This is a genomic window from Mycobacterium sp. E3298, assembly GCF_001666895.1.
In the GTDB taxonomy this organism is placed as follows: domain Bacteria; phylum Actinomycetota; class Actinomycetes; order Mycobacteriales; family Mycobacteriaceae; genus Mycobacterium.
In genome coordinates, this window is the sequence record NZ_LZJB01000218.1 from 15,903 (window position 1) to 33,712 (window position 17,810).

The following is a 17,810-nucleotide window of genomic DNA, read 5'->3' on the forward strand; positions in this document are numbered from 1 at the left end:
GGCCCAAGATATGAGCAATGAAGGACGAAACGCGCGCTGACGCGCTGCTCGGCGACCGCGTCGCGGTGGTCACAGGCGGTGGCGGCGGCATCGGTGCGGCGACCGCGCGGCTGTTCGCCCACCAGGGCGCACACGTGGTCATCGTCGACATCGACGGCGGGCTTGCGGCACGGACCGTCGACGAGATCGCCGCCGCGGGTGGGTCGGCGGTGGCGGTGGTCACGGACGTCCGCGACGCTGCGGCGGTCGACGACATGGCGCGATCGGTGCTGGATCGCTACGGCCGGGTGGACGCGCTGGTGAACAACGTCGGTCACTGGCTGCGCCATCCGGGGAACTTCGCCGACACCGATCCCCAGCTCTGGGACGAGCTGTACCGCATCAACCTGCACCACGTCTTCCTCGTCACCCACGCGTTCCTGCCCGCGATGGTCGCCCGCCGGGCCGGCGCGATCGTCAACGTGTCCTCCGTCGAGGGGCTGCGCGGTTACCCCGAGGATCCGGTCTATGCCGCGTTCAAGGCCGCGGTCATTCAGTTCACCCGAAGCCTCGCGGTTCAGGTGGGCGGGCATGGGGTGCGGGTCAACGCGATTGCGCCCGACGTCACCGAATCCCTGCAGGTGCCCTACTCGCAGTGGCTGTCTCACGACGAACAGGCCCAGTGGCCCCAGTGGGTTCCGGTCGGCCGGATGGGCGAGCCCGAGGACCAGGCCCGCGTGATCTTGTTCCTGGCCTCGGATTTGTCCGCATTCGTCACCGGCCACACCATTCCGACCGACGGCGGTACCGGCGCGGCGGGCGGGTGGTTCCGCTCGTCGCGCCGGCCCGACCGGGAATGGACGAATCGGCCCATCGCGCCGTGATCGCCGAAGCAGTCCTCACACCAAGCCCAATGCGGCGTTCTCCGCACGGATCCGCACCCTGAGCACGATCGCGTTCGCGATGCTGAACGCGATCGCCGTGAGCCACGCCGAGTGAACGAGCGGCAGCGCCGCCACCTCCGCAGCGACCGCCGCGTAATTCGGGTGTCGTACCCAGCGATACAGCCCGTCGCGGACCAACGGCGCGCCCGGGATGACGATCAGCCTCGGGTTCCAATGCCTGCCGAGCACGGCCACGCAGCGCCAGCGCACCACCGTGCTGAGCACCACGACGGTGAGCATCGGCCACCCCAGCCACGGGATGAACGGCCGGGCGAGGGCCCAGGTCTCCACGACGCACGAGGCCAGCAGCAGGGTGTGCATACTGACCATCGCCGGGTAATGGTCACGGCCGAACTCCTTGCCGCCATGGGCCAGTGACCATTTGGTGTTTCGTTGCGACACTGCCAGCTCGACCAGACGTTCCGCGCCGACGGCCAGGATGAATAGGTAGTAGTACATGGTCTCGCCCCTCACCACTGCAGCAGGAGCAGCTCGAAGCTGAAACCCGGCCCCATCGCCAGCATGACGCCGTACGACCCTGCGGCCGGCGGTTCCGCGAGGGTCCGGCGCAACACATCGAGCACGGACACCGAGGAGACGTTCCCGTTGTCCCGCATCGACTCTCGGCTGTGAACCATGGCCTCCGGCGGTAGGTCCAGGGCCTCCTCGATCGAGTCGAGCACCTTGGGGCCGCCGGGATGACACACCCAGGTGGCGATGTCCGCGAGCGACAACCCGTGGTCGGCGAGGAAACCGTCGACCTCGCCCCTTAGGTAGGTTTCGGCCATCTTCGGGACGTCGCGCGACATCACGAGCTGGAATCCGCTGGAGCCGACGTTCCACCCCATGACGTCGACCGTCTCCGGAACCACGCGGCTGCGGGTGGCGAGCACCCGCGGACCGGCTTTGCCGTTCAACGGGTTTCGATCTGACCCCGCGGCGACGATCGCGGCGGCGCCGTCGCCGAACAGGGACACCCCGATCAGCGCGGGGATCGAGGTATCGTCCCGCTGCAGCGTGAGGGAACACAACTCGACCGACAGCAGCACCGCCACGTCGCGAGGGTAGCCATGCAGGTAGTCGTGGACGCGCGCCATCCCGGCCGCGCCGGCCACACAGCCGAGGCCGAACAGCGGGACGCGTTTGACGTTGGGCCGCAGCCCGATTCGGGTCATCAGCCGCGCGTCGATGGTGGGCACCGCGATGCCGGTGCTCGATACCACAACAATGGTGTCCACCTCGTGCGGTTCGACGCCAGCCTCTTCCAACGCCGAACGTATCGCGCGCTCGCCGAGGTCGACGGCGACCTCGAGGTAGGCGTCGTTCGCCTCGGTGAAGCCGCTCAGCCGCGGGTAGCGCGACAGCGGTAGCGCCAGGCTGCGCTGGTCGACCCCCGTTGTCTGCGCGAAACGCAGGAACCTCGGGTCGGTGAATTCGGTTAACTCCCTGGCGACTTCGTCCTGCTTGTAGCGGTGTGGGGTGAAGGCCACCGCGGCCCCGGCGATGTGCGGTGCGCCGCGTCCACGCTGAGCGGCCCCGCTGGGGGAAGTGAGATGTGTTGTTGCAGTCATGCCTATGCCGACGGGCGGCCCCACCGGACGGTTCAGATAAAGGCGGTCGGCGTGAGATGAACCACAGACCGGCGCCTGCCGTTAACCAAGCGATAGGGGGATGAGGGGTAGCACGAATTCAGTGTTTGTGTGCGGGACGGAATCGGGCCTGATCGTCGATGATCGTCACCGGTATGCCGTTGAGCGCGCCGTTGCCCGACGGCTCGTCGATAAACGTCGGCGGGGAAAGCACATTCGTGTTCGCTCCCGGCGATCCGTTGGCCACCGCCATGCGGGTGCCCGGCTTGCCATGCCCCCAGCCGTGCGGCATCGACACCACGCCCGGTTTGATCGCTTCGGTGACCTCGACGGGCACCTTGATCTCGCCGGCCGCCGATTTGACGGTGACGACGTCATTGTCCGTGACGCCGCACCTGGCCGCGTCGTCGGGATGAATCAGCAACGTGCACCGGTCCTTTCCCTTCATCAGCGCGGGCACGTTGTGTAGCCAGGTGTTGTTCGAGCGAAGGTGCCGGCGGCTCACCAGAACCAGCGGCTCGGCCGGTCGTTCCATTCTGGCGGCCAGCCGCGGTAGGTCATCGAGAAGGTACTGCGGCGCCAACCGGATCTTCTTGTCGGGTGTCCCCAGGATGTCCGGGAGTTGCGGCACCATCGGTCCGAAGTCGATGCCGTTGGGGTTGGCCTTGAGCAGATCCAGCGTCAACCCGCCGGGATTCTTGCCGTACTGGTCCCCGAACGGTCCGGTTCGCAGCGTCAGGTCCAGCATGCGCTCGGGGCCACCATGCTCGTACAGCTTGCGGATCTCCGCACCGTCGAGGCCTTGGGTGAATGCCAGGTAATCGAAGAACCCGTCGTCGATCGTGGCGACGTCGACATCTTCGGCCGGCGTGCCGGCGCACAGGCCGGTGAGGCGGATCAGGATCTCCCATTCGTGCGGGCGGTCGCCCGGATCGAACACGGGCGGCGAGTAATTCGCGATGCTGTGGATCGCGAAGAGCAGGATGAGATCGTCGTGGTGCGGTTGCTCGAGCGGCGACAGGCCGGGCAGGATCACGTCGGCGTGCCGCGTCGTCTCGTTGAGCCAAAGGTCAACGGAGATCATCGCTTCCAGCATCGGCAGCACCTCGTCGAGCTTGTCGCCGCCGGGCGTGGACAACACCGGGTTGCCCGCGACCGTGATCAGCGCCTTGAGTTGCCCGTCGCCCGGGGTGGCGATCTCCTCGGCCATGCAGGACACCGGGGCCTGGCCCAGCACCTCCTTCGCCCCGCGCACGCGGGTGTGCCAGCGGCCGAATTCCGGCAGACCGCCCTCGAGGCCGGGCAGCGGCTGAGTGGTGATCGACCAGGCCGCCGGCTTTGGGAACATCGCTCCCCCGGGTACGTCGAAATGCCCGGTCAGGATGTTGACGACGTCGACCAGCCAGCTGGCCAGGCTGCCGAACTCCTGATTGCACAACCCGATCCGGCCGTACACCACCGACCTTTCGGTCCTGGCGAGCTCGCGGGCCAGACGCCGGATCCGGTCCTCGGCGATGCCCGTGACCGCGCTGACGCGCTCCGGTGGCCAATCCGCGGCGACCCGCCGCATCGTGTCGACGCCGTCCACGTGCGGCCCGGGATGGATCAGATCTTCGTCGAACAGGGTGTGCGCCACCGCCAGCAGCAGCGCGGCGTCGGTACCCGGCACGATCGGAAGCCATTCGTCGGCCCGGGCCGCCGTCTGCGTGCGGACCGGGTCGATCACAATGACCTTGCCGCGCTTGCGGATCCCCTCGATCAGGCCCATCACGTCGGGCGCGGCCAGCAGCGACCCCTGCGACGCGGCGGGGTTGGCGCCCATGATGACCATCAGGTCGGTGCGTTCGATGTCGGGGACGGGGAAGTTCCACCAGAGGCCGTACATCAGATGCGACGACAAATTCTTCGGCCACTGGTCGACGGTGCCCGGCGAATACGTGACCGGCATCCCCGACATCCCCATCAGCACGCCCGCGTAGCGGGCGAGGGAAAACGAGTGCGCCAGCGGGTTGCCGGTGTAGGCGGTGACCGCCCCGATCCCGTACTTGGAGATCACGGGCGTCAGCAACTCGGTGCAGCGGCGAAACGCCGCGTCCCAGCTCACCTCGTGCCATTCGCCGTCGACCTTGATCATGGGCCGGCGGATGCGGTCGGGGTCGTCGTGCAGCGCGGCAAGTGAGACGCCCTTCGGGCAGATGTGCCCGCGGCTCCACACGTCGTCGCGGTTGCCCCGGATGCTGGTTACCTTGCCGCCGTCGACGTGAATCTCCAAGCCGCACATGGCTTCACAGAGGGGGCAGGTCCGCAGGTGCCTGCCGTCTTCGCCCGTCTTCACCCACCCACTGTATTCCGCTACCGACCGTCGCGGAAGTCCCAAAATTCGGGGTCAGGCCGCCCAGGGGCCGATTCCGCCGACCCTGTCGATGCGAATGCGGGTCAGGAACCCGGGCGGCGCGCCGTCCGGCGGGAACTGGGTACCCGGGTCGCCCAGAATCGGGTTGAGTTGGGCGAGAAGCTCGGGTGCGCCGCCCTCGACGATCCGTGCAGTCCCGGCGATCGAGAGGTAGGGCCGCATCCCGGTGTGCGCCCCGTCGAGCGACACGATGGTGACGGCCACCCGGGGGTCGTTGCGGACGTTGCGAACCTTCTTGTGCGCGGCCAGGTGCGCGGTGACGAGTTCGTCCCCGTCGGGGGTGGACTGCAAGGCGACCCACACCAGGCTGACTTGGGGGCTGCCGTCGGGGCTCAGGGTCACCAGGGTGGCGTCGGCGCCCCTGCCAATGAGGTCGCGGGCGGCGTCATTGAGTTCCATGCGTTGTTCTACGGCCCCGGGCCGGGATTCATTCCCGCATGCGGAATAAGCGGCGCCGAACGCCGCGTTCCCGATCCCATAGCCGATGTTTCATGCACATTTGAATTTGGCCAGTTGGCTGTACAAGTGCGAGGCGGCGGTCCTAGCGTCGACGCCAGAAACTCGTCGGGAAGGGAGCTGGCTCGTTGAGCACCGAACCGGGTCCCGCGCGCCATCGGTATGCGCGATGAGCGATCCTCAACACCCCTCGGGCATCGAGTATCTCCGCGCCGAAGTCCTTGATCGACTGGACGCGCAGCCGTTCGAGGACTGGTCCCCCGCGCTGCTGCGCGCCCTGATCGCGATCTTCGACCTGAACGGCGTGACACCTTCCAACCGCCTCGGTTTTCGGCCCCACATCGTGAAGTAGCGGTTGCGCTTTCGCGTATTAGGCTGCGCCCGAGGAGTCACGACGGTGGAGAACTGGGAATTGGTGGCGCGCGAGCGGATCCGCGACACCCTGGCGCGATACAACTGGGCGGGTGACGCCGGCGACGTGGCGGGCCTCGCCGAGACGTTCTGCGCCGACGGCGTCCTGGAGATTCGTGGCCTCGAGCCGTTGCGCGGCCGTTCGGCGATTGCGTCGTTCCTCGGCGGCGTCAACGTCAACCGGCCGTCAAACGTCCAGCCGATTGTGCGCCACAACCTCACCAACCTGCTGTTCACCGAATTGACCCGGGATTCCGCACAGGTGTCGTCGTATTTCACGGTGCTCACCCACGCCGGCCTTGACCATTTCGGCCGGTACCGCGACACGCTGGTGCCCGACGGCGACGCCTGGCTGATCAGGCATCGCAAGGTGTCAACCGACTGGGCCGCGCCCGACTCGGCCATGGCGAGGCGGACGGCGCGGGGCTGAGTCCTGCGCGCCGGTGAACGCCGGTGGCGATTTCGTTAAATGTCTCGCTCACATGTTTGCCCGAGACGGCGAAACGGCTACAGATAGAGATCACACCTAGAGATTGCGGTCGACCCTGATTGCGTTCGCCGGTGGCACCCGGCGCTGACCAGAGGTCATGTGACCAGCGGTCAGAGCGCACAAAAGATACGAGCGGATATGCAACGACTCAGTGGGTTAGACGCGTTCTTCCTCTACCTCGAATCTCCGACACAGCCGCTGAATGTTTGCTGCGTGTTGGAGCTCGACCCGAGTGACATGCCGGGCGGCTACACCTTCAGCCAGTTCCGGAGGGCGCTGGCGGCGCGAGTGGACGCGGTGCCCGAATTCCGTCTCAAGCTGGCGGACAATCAGCTGAACTTCGACCATCCGGTCTGGGTCGACGACGATCGTTTCGACCTCGCGCGGCACCTCCAACGAGTCGCGCTGCCGGCACCGGGCGGGTCGAGGGAGTTAGCGGAGATCTGCGGGCACGTCGCCGGGCTGGCACTGGATCGCGATCGTCCGCTGTGGGAGATGTGGGTGATCGAAGGCCTGCACGGCGGCGACGCGCTTGCCGTCGTCCTCAAGGCCCACCATGCGGTGATCGACGGGGTGGGCGGCGCCAATCTCCTGGCCCAGTTGTGCAGCACCGCGCCGGACGCCCCAGCCCCCAAGCCCGCCGCCCGGTCCGGCGGGGCGAATCCCCTGCAGATCGCCGCGTCCGGACTCATCGGCGCCGGGTTGCGGCCGTGGCGCCTGGCCAAGGTGTTGCCGGCAACCGCGCTGACGCTGGCGCAAACGCTGTTGCGGGCCCGCGGTGGCGGGCAGACCATGGCCGCCCCGTTCGCGGCGCCGCCGACGGCGTTCAACGGCCCATTCACGCGGCGCCGCAACGTCGCCCTGACCACCCTTGATCTCGACGACGTCAAAAAGGTGAAGAACAGGTTCGGAGTCACCGTCAACGACGTGGTGACCGCCCTATGCGCCGGCGCGTTGCGGCAGTTCTTGGTGGACCGCGACGAACTGTCGGACAGCCCGATGGTGGCCAGTGTGCCGGTCTCGGTGCGGGGCAAATCAGACCGGCCGGGCCGCAACCAAACCACGTGGATGCTGTGCCGGCTGGAGACCCATATCGAGGATCCGGCCGAACGGCTGAGTAGCATCGCGCGGGGCAACGCCGCGGCCAAGGACCACGCCGCCGCCATGGGGTCCAGCCTGCTGCAGGACTGGACGCAGGTCGCCGGACAGACCATGTTCGGCACGGCGATGAAGCTACTGCCCCGGATACCGCTGCCTGATAAGCCGCCGCACAACCTGGTGCTGTCCAACGTGCCCGGACCACAGGAACAGCTTTACTTCATGGGCTGCCGGGTCGACGCCATGTATCCGCTCGGTCCGATCATCGCCGGCGCCGCACTCAACATCACGGTCATGTCGCTCAACGGCCGCCTGGGCATCGGCCTCATCTCCTGCCCCGACCTCGTTGCCGACCTCTGGGACCTCGCCGACACCTTTCCCGCAGCGCTCAAAGAGCTCCTGAATTGCAGTGAATCGAGCCACCAGCAGAGCTGACCGCCACGGCATGGCAAGGTGACACCCGTGGCCGACACCGTTACCCAGCAAGACCTGCGCGAAATCAGCACTCCCAAGGGCGCTTTGCGCTACTACGACTGCGGCCCGGAATCCGCCCCGGTGTTGCTGTTCCTGCACGGCTCCGGACCGGGCGTCACGGGGTGGCGCAACTTCCGCGGCATACTCCCCTCGTTCGCCGCGCGATTCCGCTGCCTGATCCTGGAGTTTCCCGGGTTCGGCGTCAGCGACGATTTCGGCGGTCACCCGATGGTGACCGCGTTCGGCACCGTGCCGCCCTTCCTGGACGCGCTCGGCGTCCAACGCGCGCACATCGTCGGGAACTCGATGGGCGGCGGCGTCGGCATCAACTTCGCCACCAATAACCCGGACCGCGTCCACCGATTGGTGACCATCGGCGGCATCGGGACGAACATCTTCAGCCCCAGCCCCAGCGAGGGCATCCGGCTGCTGCAGGAGTTCGTCGAGGATCCCACGCGGCAGCGGCTGGTCGACTGGCTGAAATCGATGGTCTACGACCAGGCGCTGATCACCGAGGAGCTGGTCGAGGAACGCTGGGAGCTGGCCACCGACCCGGACACGCTGGCCGCCGCGCGCCGCATGTACGGGAAAGCGGCCTTCGGCGCGATGAACGCCGCCATGGCCGCGTCCGACCGGCCGATGCCGTGGGCCGTCATGCACAAGCTGACCGCGCCCACCCTGCTGACCTGGGGGCGCGACGATCGCGTGAGCCCGCCGGACATGGCGCTGATCCCGATGCGCACCATCCCCAATGCGGAGCTGCACATCTTCCCGAACTCCGGGCACTGGGCGATGATCGAGGCCAAGGAGGCGTTCGAGAGCACCGTGCTGGCGTTTCTTACCAGGGACTAGCGGCGATCGCGAGCGCGGGCGAATCTCACTCCGCCGCGACCGACCCCGCCAGGCCCGCGGTCAGCAACTCGTGGGCGGCGGGATTGCCGTCCAGGATTCGGCTGGTGCGCGCACCGATCCGCCATTGCCCCTCGACCCGGACCATCACGAAATGGTTTGCGGTACAACGCCATACGCGATATCCGTCGCCGTCGCGGATCAGCACCAGGGACTCACATAGCGCCACCGCCGAATCGCCGGTGACGGTGACGACGCATGGCCCCAAGAAATGACAGCACCCCTTGGCCACCAGGTTCTGGTGGGCCGACGACTCGACCATGGCGTGCACGGCGGTCCGGCCCTCCATGCGCCAGCCATCGACGTCGTAGCTGCCGTCGCTCGCCCACAGGCGCGCAGTGGCCTCGGCATCCCCGGCATCCACCGCAGGACCGTACGAGGCGATGAGACGGGCGATGTCGCGCTCGTCCTCGAGTCGGCGCAGCCGCGCGGACAGGTCGTCGATGTCACTCATGGTTGCTCCTCGTCGCCGGGATCGCGGCAGCGGACCACCGCTGATCCCCACACGTTAGGACGCACGGCACGACCATCGAGGGCGTGCCGGCTTCCTTCCGGAGCGGGCGTAACCACCTCGGCCTATGGGGGTTTGCTCAATCTGCGAATCAGGTGGCCCGAACATTTTGATCGAGCGGCCCTAACAGCCGCGATCACTTGTTACATGTTCTTTACCAGTACCCGTCTCAAGTTGCTGGGTCCCTGACCCCGAGTTAGGTTGGTCGGGTTTGCAGTCGTCGGCCAGCGTCGGTCGGCGGCCTTCCCTCGCGGAGAACCGCGAAGCAACCATTCGTCATGTGCGTGAAAGGGGTTGCGCGTGCGACAGCTTTCGCCGCTGCGGGTGGTGTCGACGGGGCTCGGCGCCGCCGCGGGACTTGGCGACGCGGTCGGCAGGCTGGCGACCGCCGGTCTCGAGGCTGTCGCGCTGCCGGTCCGGGTCGGCGCAAAAGTGGTCTCGGGTGAGGTATCTCGCTCCACGCTGACCCGACGGTGCGGGCGCGGTGACGGGCGGCTGTGGATCGAGGTACGCGGCCTCGACGGCACGGGCGGGGCGACACGTGGCCGCGCCGCCGTCGATGCGCTGCGGGCACAGCCCGGTGTCACCAAGGTCAGCCTGAACCGTCCGCTGTCGCGGGTGGTTGTTGAGATCGACGACGGCGGGGCGTCGCTCGACGAGCTTTGCTCCGCGCTTGACAGCGCTGAAACAGCCTACGGTGCAGGCGATTCCACGCGCGCCGAAAGCCTGCCCGGCGACGGGCTGCTGTTGGTCACCCGCGGCGCGATGGTGGCCGTGAACGCCGCCGGGTTCGCGGTCGCGGTCGCCGGCCGGGCGTTGCGATTGCCGGCTGCCCCGATCGCCGTCGAGGCGGTGTCGGCGATCGCGAATCACCAACCGTGGCTGCGCCGCGCGCTCGAGAGCGGCATCGGCCCCGGTGCGACGGACACCGCATTGTCGGTGTTCGGCACCGCCGCGCATGTCGTCACGTTGTCACCGGCGAAGCTGTCCGTCGACCTGGCGATGCAAGGTTTCAAGGCCGCGGAGTCCCGGGCCGCCGCGCGGGCATGGGCCCGCTATGAGCCGGAATTGGCCCGGCACGCCGACGAGCCGGAGATGCAGCGGTTGGCGCGCCCGGTTCCCGCGCCGGCCGGTCCGATCGACCGTCACGGGAAGCGCGCAGCGTGGGTTCAGCTGATTGGCGTCGGGCTGACGGGAGCCCTCACCCGCAACGTGACGATGGCGTCGAACGCGGCGCTGGCGGCCTCGCCCAAGGCCATGCGCACCTCGCACGAGGCGTTTGCGGCCACGCTGGGCAGGGGCTTGGCGGATAAGCACGGGGTGCTGCCGCTGCGGCCGGAGGGTTTGCGCCGACTCGACAGAGTCGACGCGCTGCTCATCGATCCGCGCGTGTTGTGCGACCAGAGGATGCGGGTGGTGCGGGTGCGCGGCGCCCGCGACGGCGAGTTGCTCGGCGCCTGGACCCGCGCCCAGGACCTGCTCGACGACGGTGCGGCCCCGGGCTGGCACCCGATTCCCGCGGCCGCAACCGACGAGCAGGGGGCCAGCGATACGGTCGAGGCGCTCGTCGCACCGGCCCCTCACCCGCTCGCGCCGGCTCTGATCACCCGGGCGCGTGACTCGGGCGCGCGCCTGGTGTCGGTCGACACCGACCTGCTCGGCGACTTGCGTCCCGCTTTCGACGATGTCCTGCCAGTCCGTGACGGCGGCATCGATCATGCACTCGCCGATGCGGTTTCGCGCCTGCAGCATGACGGGCACACCGTCGCGGTGCTGTCCTCGCTTGGCGCACAAGCGCTTTCGGGCGCCGACCTGGCGTTGGGAATCAAGCCCAGTGTCGACGGCCCGCCGCCTTGGACTGCGGACCTGATGCTCGACGACCTGGCCGGAGCGTGGCGGGTGTTGCATGCGTTGCCCGCGGCCCGGTCGGCAAGTCAGCAGGGTATCGCGATATCGGTGGGAGCTTCGGCGCTGGGCGCGGTGTTCATGGTGCCCGGGGTGCGCCGGTTGCGCGGGCCCGGCCCGGTGACCATCGGTGCCGTCGCGGGGATCCTGTCCGGATACCTGTTGGCCCGCGGCGCGATTCACACTTCGACACCCCGGCCGGCCCCGGCCTACGAGTGGCACGCGATGTCTGCTGAGCAGGCCCGCGAGGTGCTGGCGGCATTGCGCGACCCCGAGGAGCCCGCTGCCGCAACCGAACCCACACCGGGCGGCACGCGGTTCCCGGCCGCGGCGTGGGAGTTCGCCAGGGCCGCCGCCGCCGAACTAACCGGTGATCCGTTGACGCCGATCCTCGGGCTGTGTTCGGCGGCAACAGCCCTGCTGGGCTCACCGGCCGACGCGATCATGGTCGGGGCCGTGCTGACCGGAAATGCCTTGCTGTCGACCGCCCAACAGCTACGGGCCGAGAACCGGTTGAACCGCCTGCTGGCCCAGCAGGCCCCGCCGGCCCGCGTCGTCACCCCGGGGACCGATGCCGCGCGGGGCTACCGCGAAGTCCTCGTCGAGCAACTGCGGCCCGGCGACGTGATCGAGGTGCGCAGCGACGAGGTGGTGCCCGCCGACGCTCGGGTGATCGAGGCGCACGACCTCGAGGTCGACGAGTCGTCCCTGACCGGTGAATCCCTGTCGGTGCAGAAGCAGGTCGAGGCCACGCCCGGGGCCGAACTGGCCGAGCGCCGCTGCATGATCTACGCCGGAACCACCGTGGTGGCCGGCACCGCGGTGGCGCTGGTGACCGCCGTCGGGGCCGACACCCAGACCCGCCGCGCGGCCGAACTGGCCTCCGGTGACCTGCCGACCGTCGGCCTGCACCATCAACTCAGCCAGCTGATGCGCCGCGCGTTCCCGTTCAGCGCGGGCGGCGGCGTTCTGGTCGGCGGGCTCGGCCTGTTCCGCGCAGGCGGGCTGCGCCAAGCGCTGGGCAGCGCCATCGCGGTCGCCGTGGCGGCCATCCCCGAGGGCATGCCGCTGATGGCCACCCTCGCCCAATCGGCGTCGGCGCAGCGGCTGGGCGAATGCGGGGCGCTGGTCCGGGTCCCGCGGGCGACCGAGGCGCTCGGTCGCGTCGAGGTGGTCTGCTTCGACAAGACCGGAACGCTGAGCGAGAACCGTCTTCGCGTCGCCGAGGTCCACCCCATGGCGGGCCATTCCCGCGAGGACGTTTTGCGGTGCGCCGCCCAGGCCGCGCCGGCCGACGACGGCAACCCGCACGTGCACGCCACCGACGAGGCCATCATCAAGGCGGCGGACGCGGTGCCGGACTCCGGTTCGCGCCCCGACCCCGACGCGCATCTGCCGTTCCGGTCCGGCCGGGCGTTCTCGGCCTCGGTGACCGGCACCCAGTTGACCGTCAAGGGCGCACCCGAGGTGGTCTTGGCGGCGTGCGGTGAGGTCGGCGCAGTCGTGGACGACGCCGTCGCCGCGCTGACGACCGCGGGACTGCGAACGATCGCGGTGGCCCAGCGGCGCCTGACCGCGGCACAGGCGCGAGCGTTGCGCAAAGACCCGGACGCCATCACCGGATTGTGCGAGACGGGCTTGGCGCTCACCGGATTTCTGGGCCTCTCGGACACCCCGCGCCCCCAGGCGCCGCAGCTGCTGGCGGACCTGGCCGACCGGGGCGTCGCGATCCGGCTGATCACCGGCGACCATCCCGCCACCGCCACCGCCATCGCCCGCGAGCTGGGGGTCACGGTGAGCGCCGACGAGGTGATCACCGGGTCGGAATGGAACGCCCTGTCCCGGCAGGATCAGCAGCGCGCGGTTACCGAGCGGGTGATCTTCGCCCGGATGTCGCCGGAGAACAAGGTGCAGGTGGTCCAGACGCTCGAGCGCGCCGGGCGGGTGTGCGCCATGGTCGGCGACGGCGCCAACGACGCCGCCGCGATCCGGGCGGCAAGCGTCGGCGTCGGTGTGGTCGCGCGCGGCAGCGACTCCGCGCACACGACCGCCGACCTGGTGCTCACCGACGGCCGCATCGAGACGCTCGTCGCCGCCATCGACGAAGGCCGCCGACTCTGGCGTGGAGTCCAGGCGGCCGTGGCCGGCCTGCTCGGCGGGAATGCCGGCGAGGTGATCTTCTCCGTCATCGGCACGGCGATCGCCGGAACCTCGCCGCTGAACACCCGCCAGTTGCTGCTGATCAATACGCTCACCGACGCGCTACCCGCGACCGCTGTCGCCGTCAGCACGCCCGCGGGGCCGGTACAGCGCGTCGGGAGCGGCATCGACGAACGCGCGCTCCTGCGAGCCGTGGCCGCGCGCGGAGCCCTCACCGCCACCGCCGCCACGTCGGCGTGGGCGATGGCCTCGGTCACCGGGCTGCCGCAGCGGGCCGCCACCGTCGCGCTGATCTCGTTGGTCGCGGTCGAGTTGGGCCAGACGGTGGTCGACTCGCACGCGCCGCTGGTGCTGCTTACCGCGGCCGGCTCGTTCGCAGCATTCACCGCGATGATCAGCACCCCGGGGATCAGCCAACTCCTGGGCTGCACACCGGTCGGCCCTGTGGGCTGGGCACAGGGGCTGGGCACCGCCGCGGCCGCCGTCCTCGCCGTTGCCGTCATGAATCAGTTGCGGTCGGGCCGCCGAGGCGATGAGCCTCCACTCACCGCTGCCACGGAACACGACGAGCCCGCAAACGCAGACCCGCATTTATCGCAGCACCGCGGCCCGCGGGCGCCGCATACCGCATTCCTGCAAGCTCCCGCGAAGGCCGCGCGTGCGCTGAGATTGGTGGACCGAGAACAGCATCGGATTCCGGCGGAGGCCGTCACCGATCGGCCGTGAGTCACTCAGTCACGGTCACCGCGCGGCTTGATGAACACGCCTTCCGCACCGACCGTGATCCCCTGGCTATCGGTGATCTGCCCCTTCGCGAAGGTTTTCACACCCTCGACGCGGTCGACCCACGCTTGTACCCGCACCGGACCCAGCGGGGTCCCCCGGACATAGCGCAGCGTGAGCGTGCCGGTGTAGGCCGGTCGACCGGGTTCGTGCGCGGTCGCGCCCAGGACGTGGTCAAGGACCAACGCGCACACTCCGCCATGGACGTGTCCCGGTGGGCCTTCGTAAGCGGCGCCCAGTGTGATCTCCGTCCAGACGACACCACCGGCGTCGCGGCGAATGACCAGCGGAGGGGCGACCGGGTTGCGCGCGCCGATCATCACATTGCCGGAGGTGACCGGTTGTCCGTCGGAGGGATGGCGAACACCGAACGAGCCCGGCATGAGCGTCTCGCTCAATTGCTCCACGGCGCAATCGATGTGCCTCTTCGCGGCCGCAACGGGACCCGCGCCGGCCTCGGTGCGGATCGTCGCGTCGATCAGCCGGCGAACGGACTGGGCGAGCGGTTCATATGCCGGCGCGCCGCCGCCGTCGTCTTCCATCATCCCCACCGCCCGATCATGTCGCCTTCTGCGAGAGGCCGGCGTCGACGACGAGCTGGGTGGCCGTGATGTAGCGGGCCTCCTCGGAGGCCAAGAACACCACCGCATTGGCCACGTCGACGGGCTCTACCCAGGGCACCGGCAGCAGGTTGCGCGCCCGCAACACTTCCGCGACATCCGCGGCGGTCGGGTTCTCGAGGTCCGGGCGTAAGCGTCGAAACGTCCCGTCGTTGAGAATCATCGGGGTCGCGACCGGCCCCGGGTGAACCGTGTTGACCCGGATGCCGGTAGGGCCGAGCTCGTTCGCGAGAGTGCGCGCCAGCCCGACCACCGCGTGCTTGCTCGCCGTGTACGCCGCGGAATTGGGCGTCCCGCGAAGACCATTGGTGGAACTGATGATGACAATGGCGCCGCCGTCGCCCATGCGCGGTACGCCGGCCTTGACCGTGTGCCATACGCCGGTCAGGTTGATGTCGAGCGTGCGATGCCAATCCCGGGAGTCAAGTTCCCATGTCCGTCCGCCCGCAATGTGGATTCCGGCGTTCGCGACGACGATGTCGAGGCGCCCCAGTGCCGTGACGCCGGCCGCTACGGCGTCGGTGACGGCCTCCAAGTCACTCACGTCGGCAACGCCCGTCACGCAGCGTCGACCGCGGCTTTCGACATCCCTTGCAGTGTCGAGCAACTCGTCGCTCGCCGCGGCGGCATCGAGCGCGATCACATCTGCACCCTCGTCGGCGAGGCGCTGACAATGCACCCGTCCCGTGCCCTTGCCTGCGCCGGTGACCAGCGCTACCTTGCCAACCAGTCTCTTCATCGTCACCTCTCGACCAGATCGAAGCCCGGGTAATCGGCCCCGGCAACCTCGGCGCAGATGTCGTTATAGGCGGCGAAGCCGCCGACGAATAGCATGAATCCCCTTGGCTTTCCGGGTACGTTGGCTCCCATGTACCAGGACTCCGCCTTGGTGAACAACGTGGCGTCGGCGAGGCGGGCGCATTCGGCTCCCCAGCCGTCGACCGCGTCGCGGGTCGCTTCGATCGCGGCCAGCCCGTGGTCATCGAGGTAGGCAATGGCCGCGGCTATCCAATTCACCTGCGCCTCGGCGTGCAGCACCATGTTCGCCAGCACAGCCGGTGCCCCTGGACCGGAGATCAGGAACAGGTTGGGGAATCCGTCGATACCCAGCCCCAGGTAGGTACGCGGCCCGTGCGACCAGTCGTCCCGCAACCGACGACCGCCGCGCCCGATGATGTCCATCTTGGCCAGCGCACCGGTGAGCGCGTCGAAACCCGTTGCGAGCACGATCATGTCGACGTCATAGTGCACGCCAGCGGTGCTGATCCCGGTGGCGTCCACGGATTCGATCGGTGTGTCGCGCACGCTGATCAGCGACACGTTCGGCCGGTTGAAGGTGCTGAAGTAGTTGCTGTCGGTGCAGATCCGCTTCGTGCCTATCGGGTGGTCATTGGGTATGAGCAGCTCGGCCAGGGCAGGGTCGTCGATGACCGCGCGCACCTTCTCCTCGTAGAACTTTCGTGCCTCGTCGTTGGCGGTCAGGTCGGTCATCTGGTCGGGGAACGTTTTCGAGAACAGCACACCACCTAGCTGCCAACGCTTCTCGAACGCGGCCCGACGTTCCTCCGGCGTGAACTCCATCGTCGGCTTGGGCGCCGTGATGTGCGGTGACCCGCCGCCGCTGCGCCACGACAACCGACGTCTTTCGGCATAGTTCGCCTTGATGTCGTCGAGTTCGCGTTCGCTCAACGGCTTGTTGCCTGCGGGGACACTGTAATTGGGCGTGCGCTGGAAGACGAACAGATGCCTGGCGTGTTCGGCGATGATCGGAATCGATTGAATGCCAGACGAACCGGTGCCGATGACGGCGACGCGCTTTCCCGTGAAATCGACGGCATGCTGGGGCCACGCGGCGGTGTGGTAGATCTCGCCCGCGAACGACTCGAGTCCGTGGAAGTCAGGCGTCAAAGCCGCCGAGAGCGGGCCCGTCGCCATCAGGCAGAAACGGGCGGACAGGACGTCACCGCCGTCTGTGGTGACCACCCAGCGCAGCGTTGTTTCGTCCAGTGCCGAGGACACGACGCGGGCGCGAAATGTGATGTCGCGGCGCAGGTCGAGTTTGTCGGCCACCCAGTTCAGATAGGCGAGGATCTCGGCCTGGGTGGCGTACTTCTCGGTCCAGTTCCACTCTTGCTGAAGTTCATCGGAGAAGGAATAGCAGTAGTCGACGCTTTCGACGTCACAGCGCGCCCCCGGATAGCGGTTGTAATACCAGGTGCCGCCGAGCTCCGGCGCCGCCTCCAGGACCCGCACCGACAGTCCCTGACCGCGGAGCTTGTGCAGGGCGTAGAGGCCGGCGAACCCGGCGCCGACCACGACGACATCGACCAGCTCCGCGCCACTCACAAGCACGCACGGTATGTCCTATCGCCCGTCGACCGCCGGGCCGGTTCCCGGTCACCGGACACTGCGGTGACGTTGTCCCGGCTATCGGGCGCGCGCACCTTCGGAGGCGGACCGGCCCTGCGACCGGCTGGAGGGCGTCATCCTGGCGTGCCAGGCCCGGCGCGTGCGCGCCGCGTTGTGCAGTCGATTCCGGCCGCATTTTCTTCCGCTCATCGGGAACGGCTTCGGCTGGGGCACGAACTGCGGTAGACCATTACTAAGCCCCCCAGACGTAAGGACACCAACATGAGCGAACGGGTACTCGACCGGGTCGTGGCGATGGCGGATCAGTTGCGCGACCAGGCCCCCGAGGCCGAGCGGATCGGCCGGCTCACCGACGACACGGTCAAGCTGATGAAGGGCGCCGGCCTGATCCGGCTGCTGCAAACCAAGCAGTATCAGGGTTTCGAGGCCCACCCCCGCGAATTCGCCGAGACGACGATGGCGACCGCGGCGCTGGACCCGGCGGCCGGCTGGATCGTCGGCGTGGTCGGAGTGCACCCCTATCAGTTGGCGTACGCGGACCCGAGGGTCGCCGCCGAGATCTGGGCCGACGACGTCGACACGTGGATGGCGTCACCGTACGCGCCGCAGGGGGTGGCCAAACCCGTCGACGGGGGCTACCTCTTCAACGGCCGCTGGCAGTTCAGCTCGGGCACCGACCACTGCGACTGGATCAGTCT

14 protein-coding genes and 1 pseudogene are annotated in these 17,810 nt (G+C 68.5%); 7 read left to right on the forward strand and 8 right to left on the reverse strand.

From position 1 onward, the window contains the following. Positions 1-17 precede the first annotated feature (17 nt). Positions 18-863 carry an SDR family NAD(P)-dependent oxidoreductase gene (locus tag A9X05_RS10055; protein WP_067750129.1) on the forward strand — a complete coding sequence of 282 codons (846 nt, stop codon included), beginning with the start codon at positions 18-20 and terminating at the stop codon, positions 861-863. Positions 864-878: 15 nt separating this feature from the next. On the opposite strand, the gene A9X05_RS10060 is transcribed toward A9X05_RS10055, so the two are convergent. The 4 genes from A9X05_RS10060 to A9X05_RS10075 form a co-directional block, all read right to left on the reverse strand. Further along, positions 879-1,382, reverse strand: a complete 504-nt coding sequence (locus A9X05_RS10060) for an isoprenylcysteine carboxyl methyltransferase family protein (RefSeq protein WP_067750300.1) — start codon at positions 1,380-1,382, stop codon at positions 879-881. A gap of 11 nt (positions 1,383-1,393) precedes the next feature. Next, on the reverse strand, positions 1,394-2,494 hold the full coding sequence (locus A9X05_RS10065; RefSeq protein ID WP_082950355.1) for a type III polyketide synthase: 1,101 nt from the start codon (positions 2,492-2,494) through the stop codon (positions 1,394-1,396). A 118-nt stretch (positions 2,495-2,612) separates the two neighbouring features. Then, the gene (locus A9X05_RS10070; protein WP_067781010.1) at positions 2,613-4,847 is read right to left on the reverse strand and encodes a molybdopterin-dependent oxidoreductase; all 2,235 of its coding nucleotides are present in this window, start codon (positions 4,845-4,847) and stop codon (positions 2,613-2,615) included. 51 nt (positions 4,848-4,898) lie between these two features. Next, positions 4,899-5,324: a PPOX class F420-dependent oxidoreductase gene (locus tag A9X05_RS10075; protein ID WP_067781013.1), complete on the reverse strand. Its 426-nt coding sequence runs from the start codon at positions 5,322-5,324 to the stop codon at positions 4,899-4,901. Between the two features lie 226 nt (positions 5,325-5,550). Here A9X05_RS10075 and A9X05_RS10080 point away from each other — a divergent pair, with 226 nt between their 5' ends. The 4 genes from A9X05_RS10080 (at position 5,551) to A9X05_RS10095 (ending at position 8,706) form a co-directional block, all read left to right on the forward strand. Then, on the forward strand, positions 5,551-5,733 hold the full coding sequence (locus A9X05_RS10080) for a hypothetical protein (RefSeq protein WP_067750123.1): 183 nt from the start codon (positions 5,551-5,553) through the stop codon (positions 5,731-5,733). A gap of 45 nt (positions 5,734-5,778) precedes the next feature. Next, the gene (locus A9X05_RS10085) at positions 5,779-6,222 is read left to right on the forward strand and encodes a nuclear transport factor 2 family protein (protein WP_067750121.1); all 444 of its coding nucleotides are present in this window, start codon (positions 5,779-5,781) and stop codon (positions 6,220-6,222) included. Between the two features lie 198 nt (positions 6,223-6,420). Continuing rightward, the gene (locus A9X05_RS10090; protein ID WP_067750115.1) at positions 6,421-7,815 is read left to right on the forward strand and encodes a wax ester/triacylglycerol synthase family O-acyltransferase; all 1,395 of its coding nucleotides are present in this window, start codon (positions 6,421-6,423) and stop codon (positions 7,813-7,815) included. Positions 7,816-7,833: 18 nt separating this feature from the next. Beyond that, positions 7,834-8,706: an alpha/beta fold hydrolase gene (locus A9X05_RS10095; protein WP_197498997.1), complete on the forward strand. Its 873-nt coding sequence runs from the start codon at positions 7,834-7,836 to the stop codon at positions 8,704-8,706. A 25-nt stretch (positions 8,707-8,731) separates the two neighbouring features. Here A9X05_RS10095 and A9X05_RS10100 read toward each other — a convergent pair whose 3' ends face one another. Continuing rightward, positions 8,732-9,217, reverse strand: a complete 486-nt coding sequence (locus A9X05_RS10100; protein ID WP_067750113.1) for a nuclear transport factor 2 family protein — start codon at positions 9,215-9,217, stop codon at positions 8,732-8,734. A 435-nt stretch (positions 9,218-9,652) separates the two neighbouring features. Here A9X05_RS10100 and A9X05_RS10105 point away from each other — a divergent pair, with 435 nt between their 5' ends. Continuing rightward, positions 9,653-14,065, forward strand: coding sequence for an HAD-IC family P-type ATPase (locus A9X05_RS10105; RefSeq protein WP_231978310.1), 4,413 nt, complete (start codon positions 9,653-9,655; stop codon positions 14,063-14,065). Between the two features lie 5 nt (positions 14,066-14,070). Here A9X05_RS10105 and A9X05_RS10110 read toward each other — a convergent pair whose 3' ends face one another. Genes A9X05_RS10110 through A9X05_RS10120 form a run of 3 tightly spaced genes read right to left on the reverse strand, consistent with a single transcriptional unit; the run spans position 14,071 to position 17,094 of the window. Next, entirely contained in the window at positions 14,071-14,664 is a 594-nt protein-coding gene (locus A9X05_RS10110; protein ID WP_067781035.1) for a PaaI family thioesterase, read from the reverse strand. Positions 14,665-14,680: 16 nt separating this feature from the next. Further along, positions 14,681-15,481 (reverse strand): mycofactocin-coupled SDR family oxidoreductase, encoded by an 801-nt coding sequence (locus A9X05_RS10115; RefSeq protein WP_067781017.1) that lies wholly within the window; start codon positions 15,479-15,481, stop codon positions 14,681-14,683. Positions 15,482-15,483: 2 nt separating this feature from the next. Continuing rightward, complete coding sequence (locus A9X05_RS10120) at positions 15,484-17,094, reverse strand: NAD(P)/FAD-dependent oxidoreductase (RefSeq protein WP_067781020.1); 1,611 nt, start codon at positions 17,092-17,094, stop codon at positions 15,484-15,486. 279 nt (positions 17,095-17,373) lie between these two features. Between A9X05_RS10120 and A9X05_RS10125 the strand changes: the two are divergent. Next, a pseudogene (locus A9X05_RS10125) lies at positions 17,374-17,810 on the forward strand (hydroxylase); the annotation flags it as partial.

Excerpts from the sequence above, each read along its gene's own strand:
- A9X05_RS10055 (WP_067750129.1), top strand. The coding sequence starts at position 18 with ATGAAGGACGAAACGCGCGCTGACGCGCTGCTCGGCGACCGCGTCGCG.
- A9X05_RS10060 (WP_067750300.1), bottom strand. The coding sequence starts at position 1,382 with ATGTACTACTACCTATTCATCCTGGCCGTCGGCGCGGAACGTCTGGTC.
- A9X05_RS10065 (WP_082950355.1), bottom strand. The coding sequence starts at position 2,494 with ATGACTGCAACAACACATCTCACTTCCCCCAGCGGGGCCGCTCAGCGT.
- A9X05_RS10075 (WP_067781013.1), bottom strand. The coding sequence starts at position 5,324 with ATGGAACTCAATGACGCCGCCCGCGACCTCATTGGCAGGGGCGCCGAC.
- A9X05_RS10080 (WP_067750123.1), top strand. The coding sequence starts at position 5,551 with ATGAGCGATCCTCAACACCCCTCGGGCATCGAGTATCTCCGCGCCGAA.
- A9X05_RS10090 (WP_067750115.1), top strand. The coding sequence starts at position 6,421 with ATGCAACGACTCAGTGGGTTAGACGCGTTCTTCCTCTACCTCGAATCT.
- A9X05_RS10100 (WP_067750113.1), bottom strand. The coding sequence starts at position 9,217 with ATGAGTGACATCGACGACCTGTCCGCGCGGCTGCGCCGACTCGAGGAC.
- A9X05_RS10110 (WP_067781035.1), bottom strand. The coding sequence starts at position 14,664 with ATGGAAGACGACGGCGGCGGCGCGCCGGCATATGAACCGCTCGCCCAG.
- A9X05_RS10115 (WP_067781017.1), bottom strand. The coding sequence starts at position 15,481 with ATGAAGAGACTGGTTGGCAAGGTAGCGCTGGTCACCGGCGCAGGCAAG.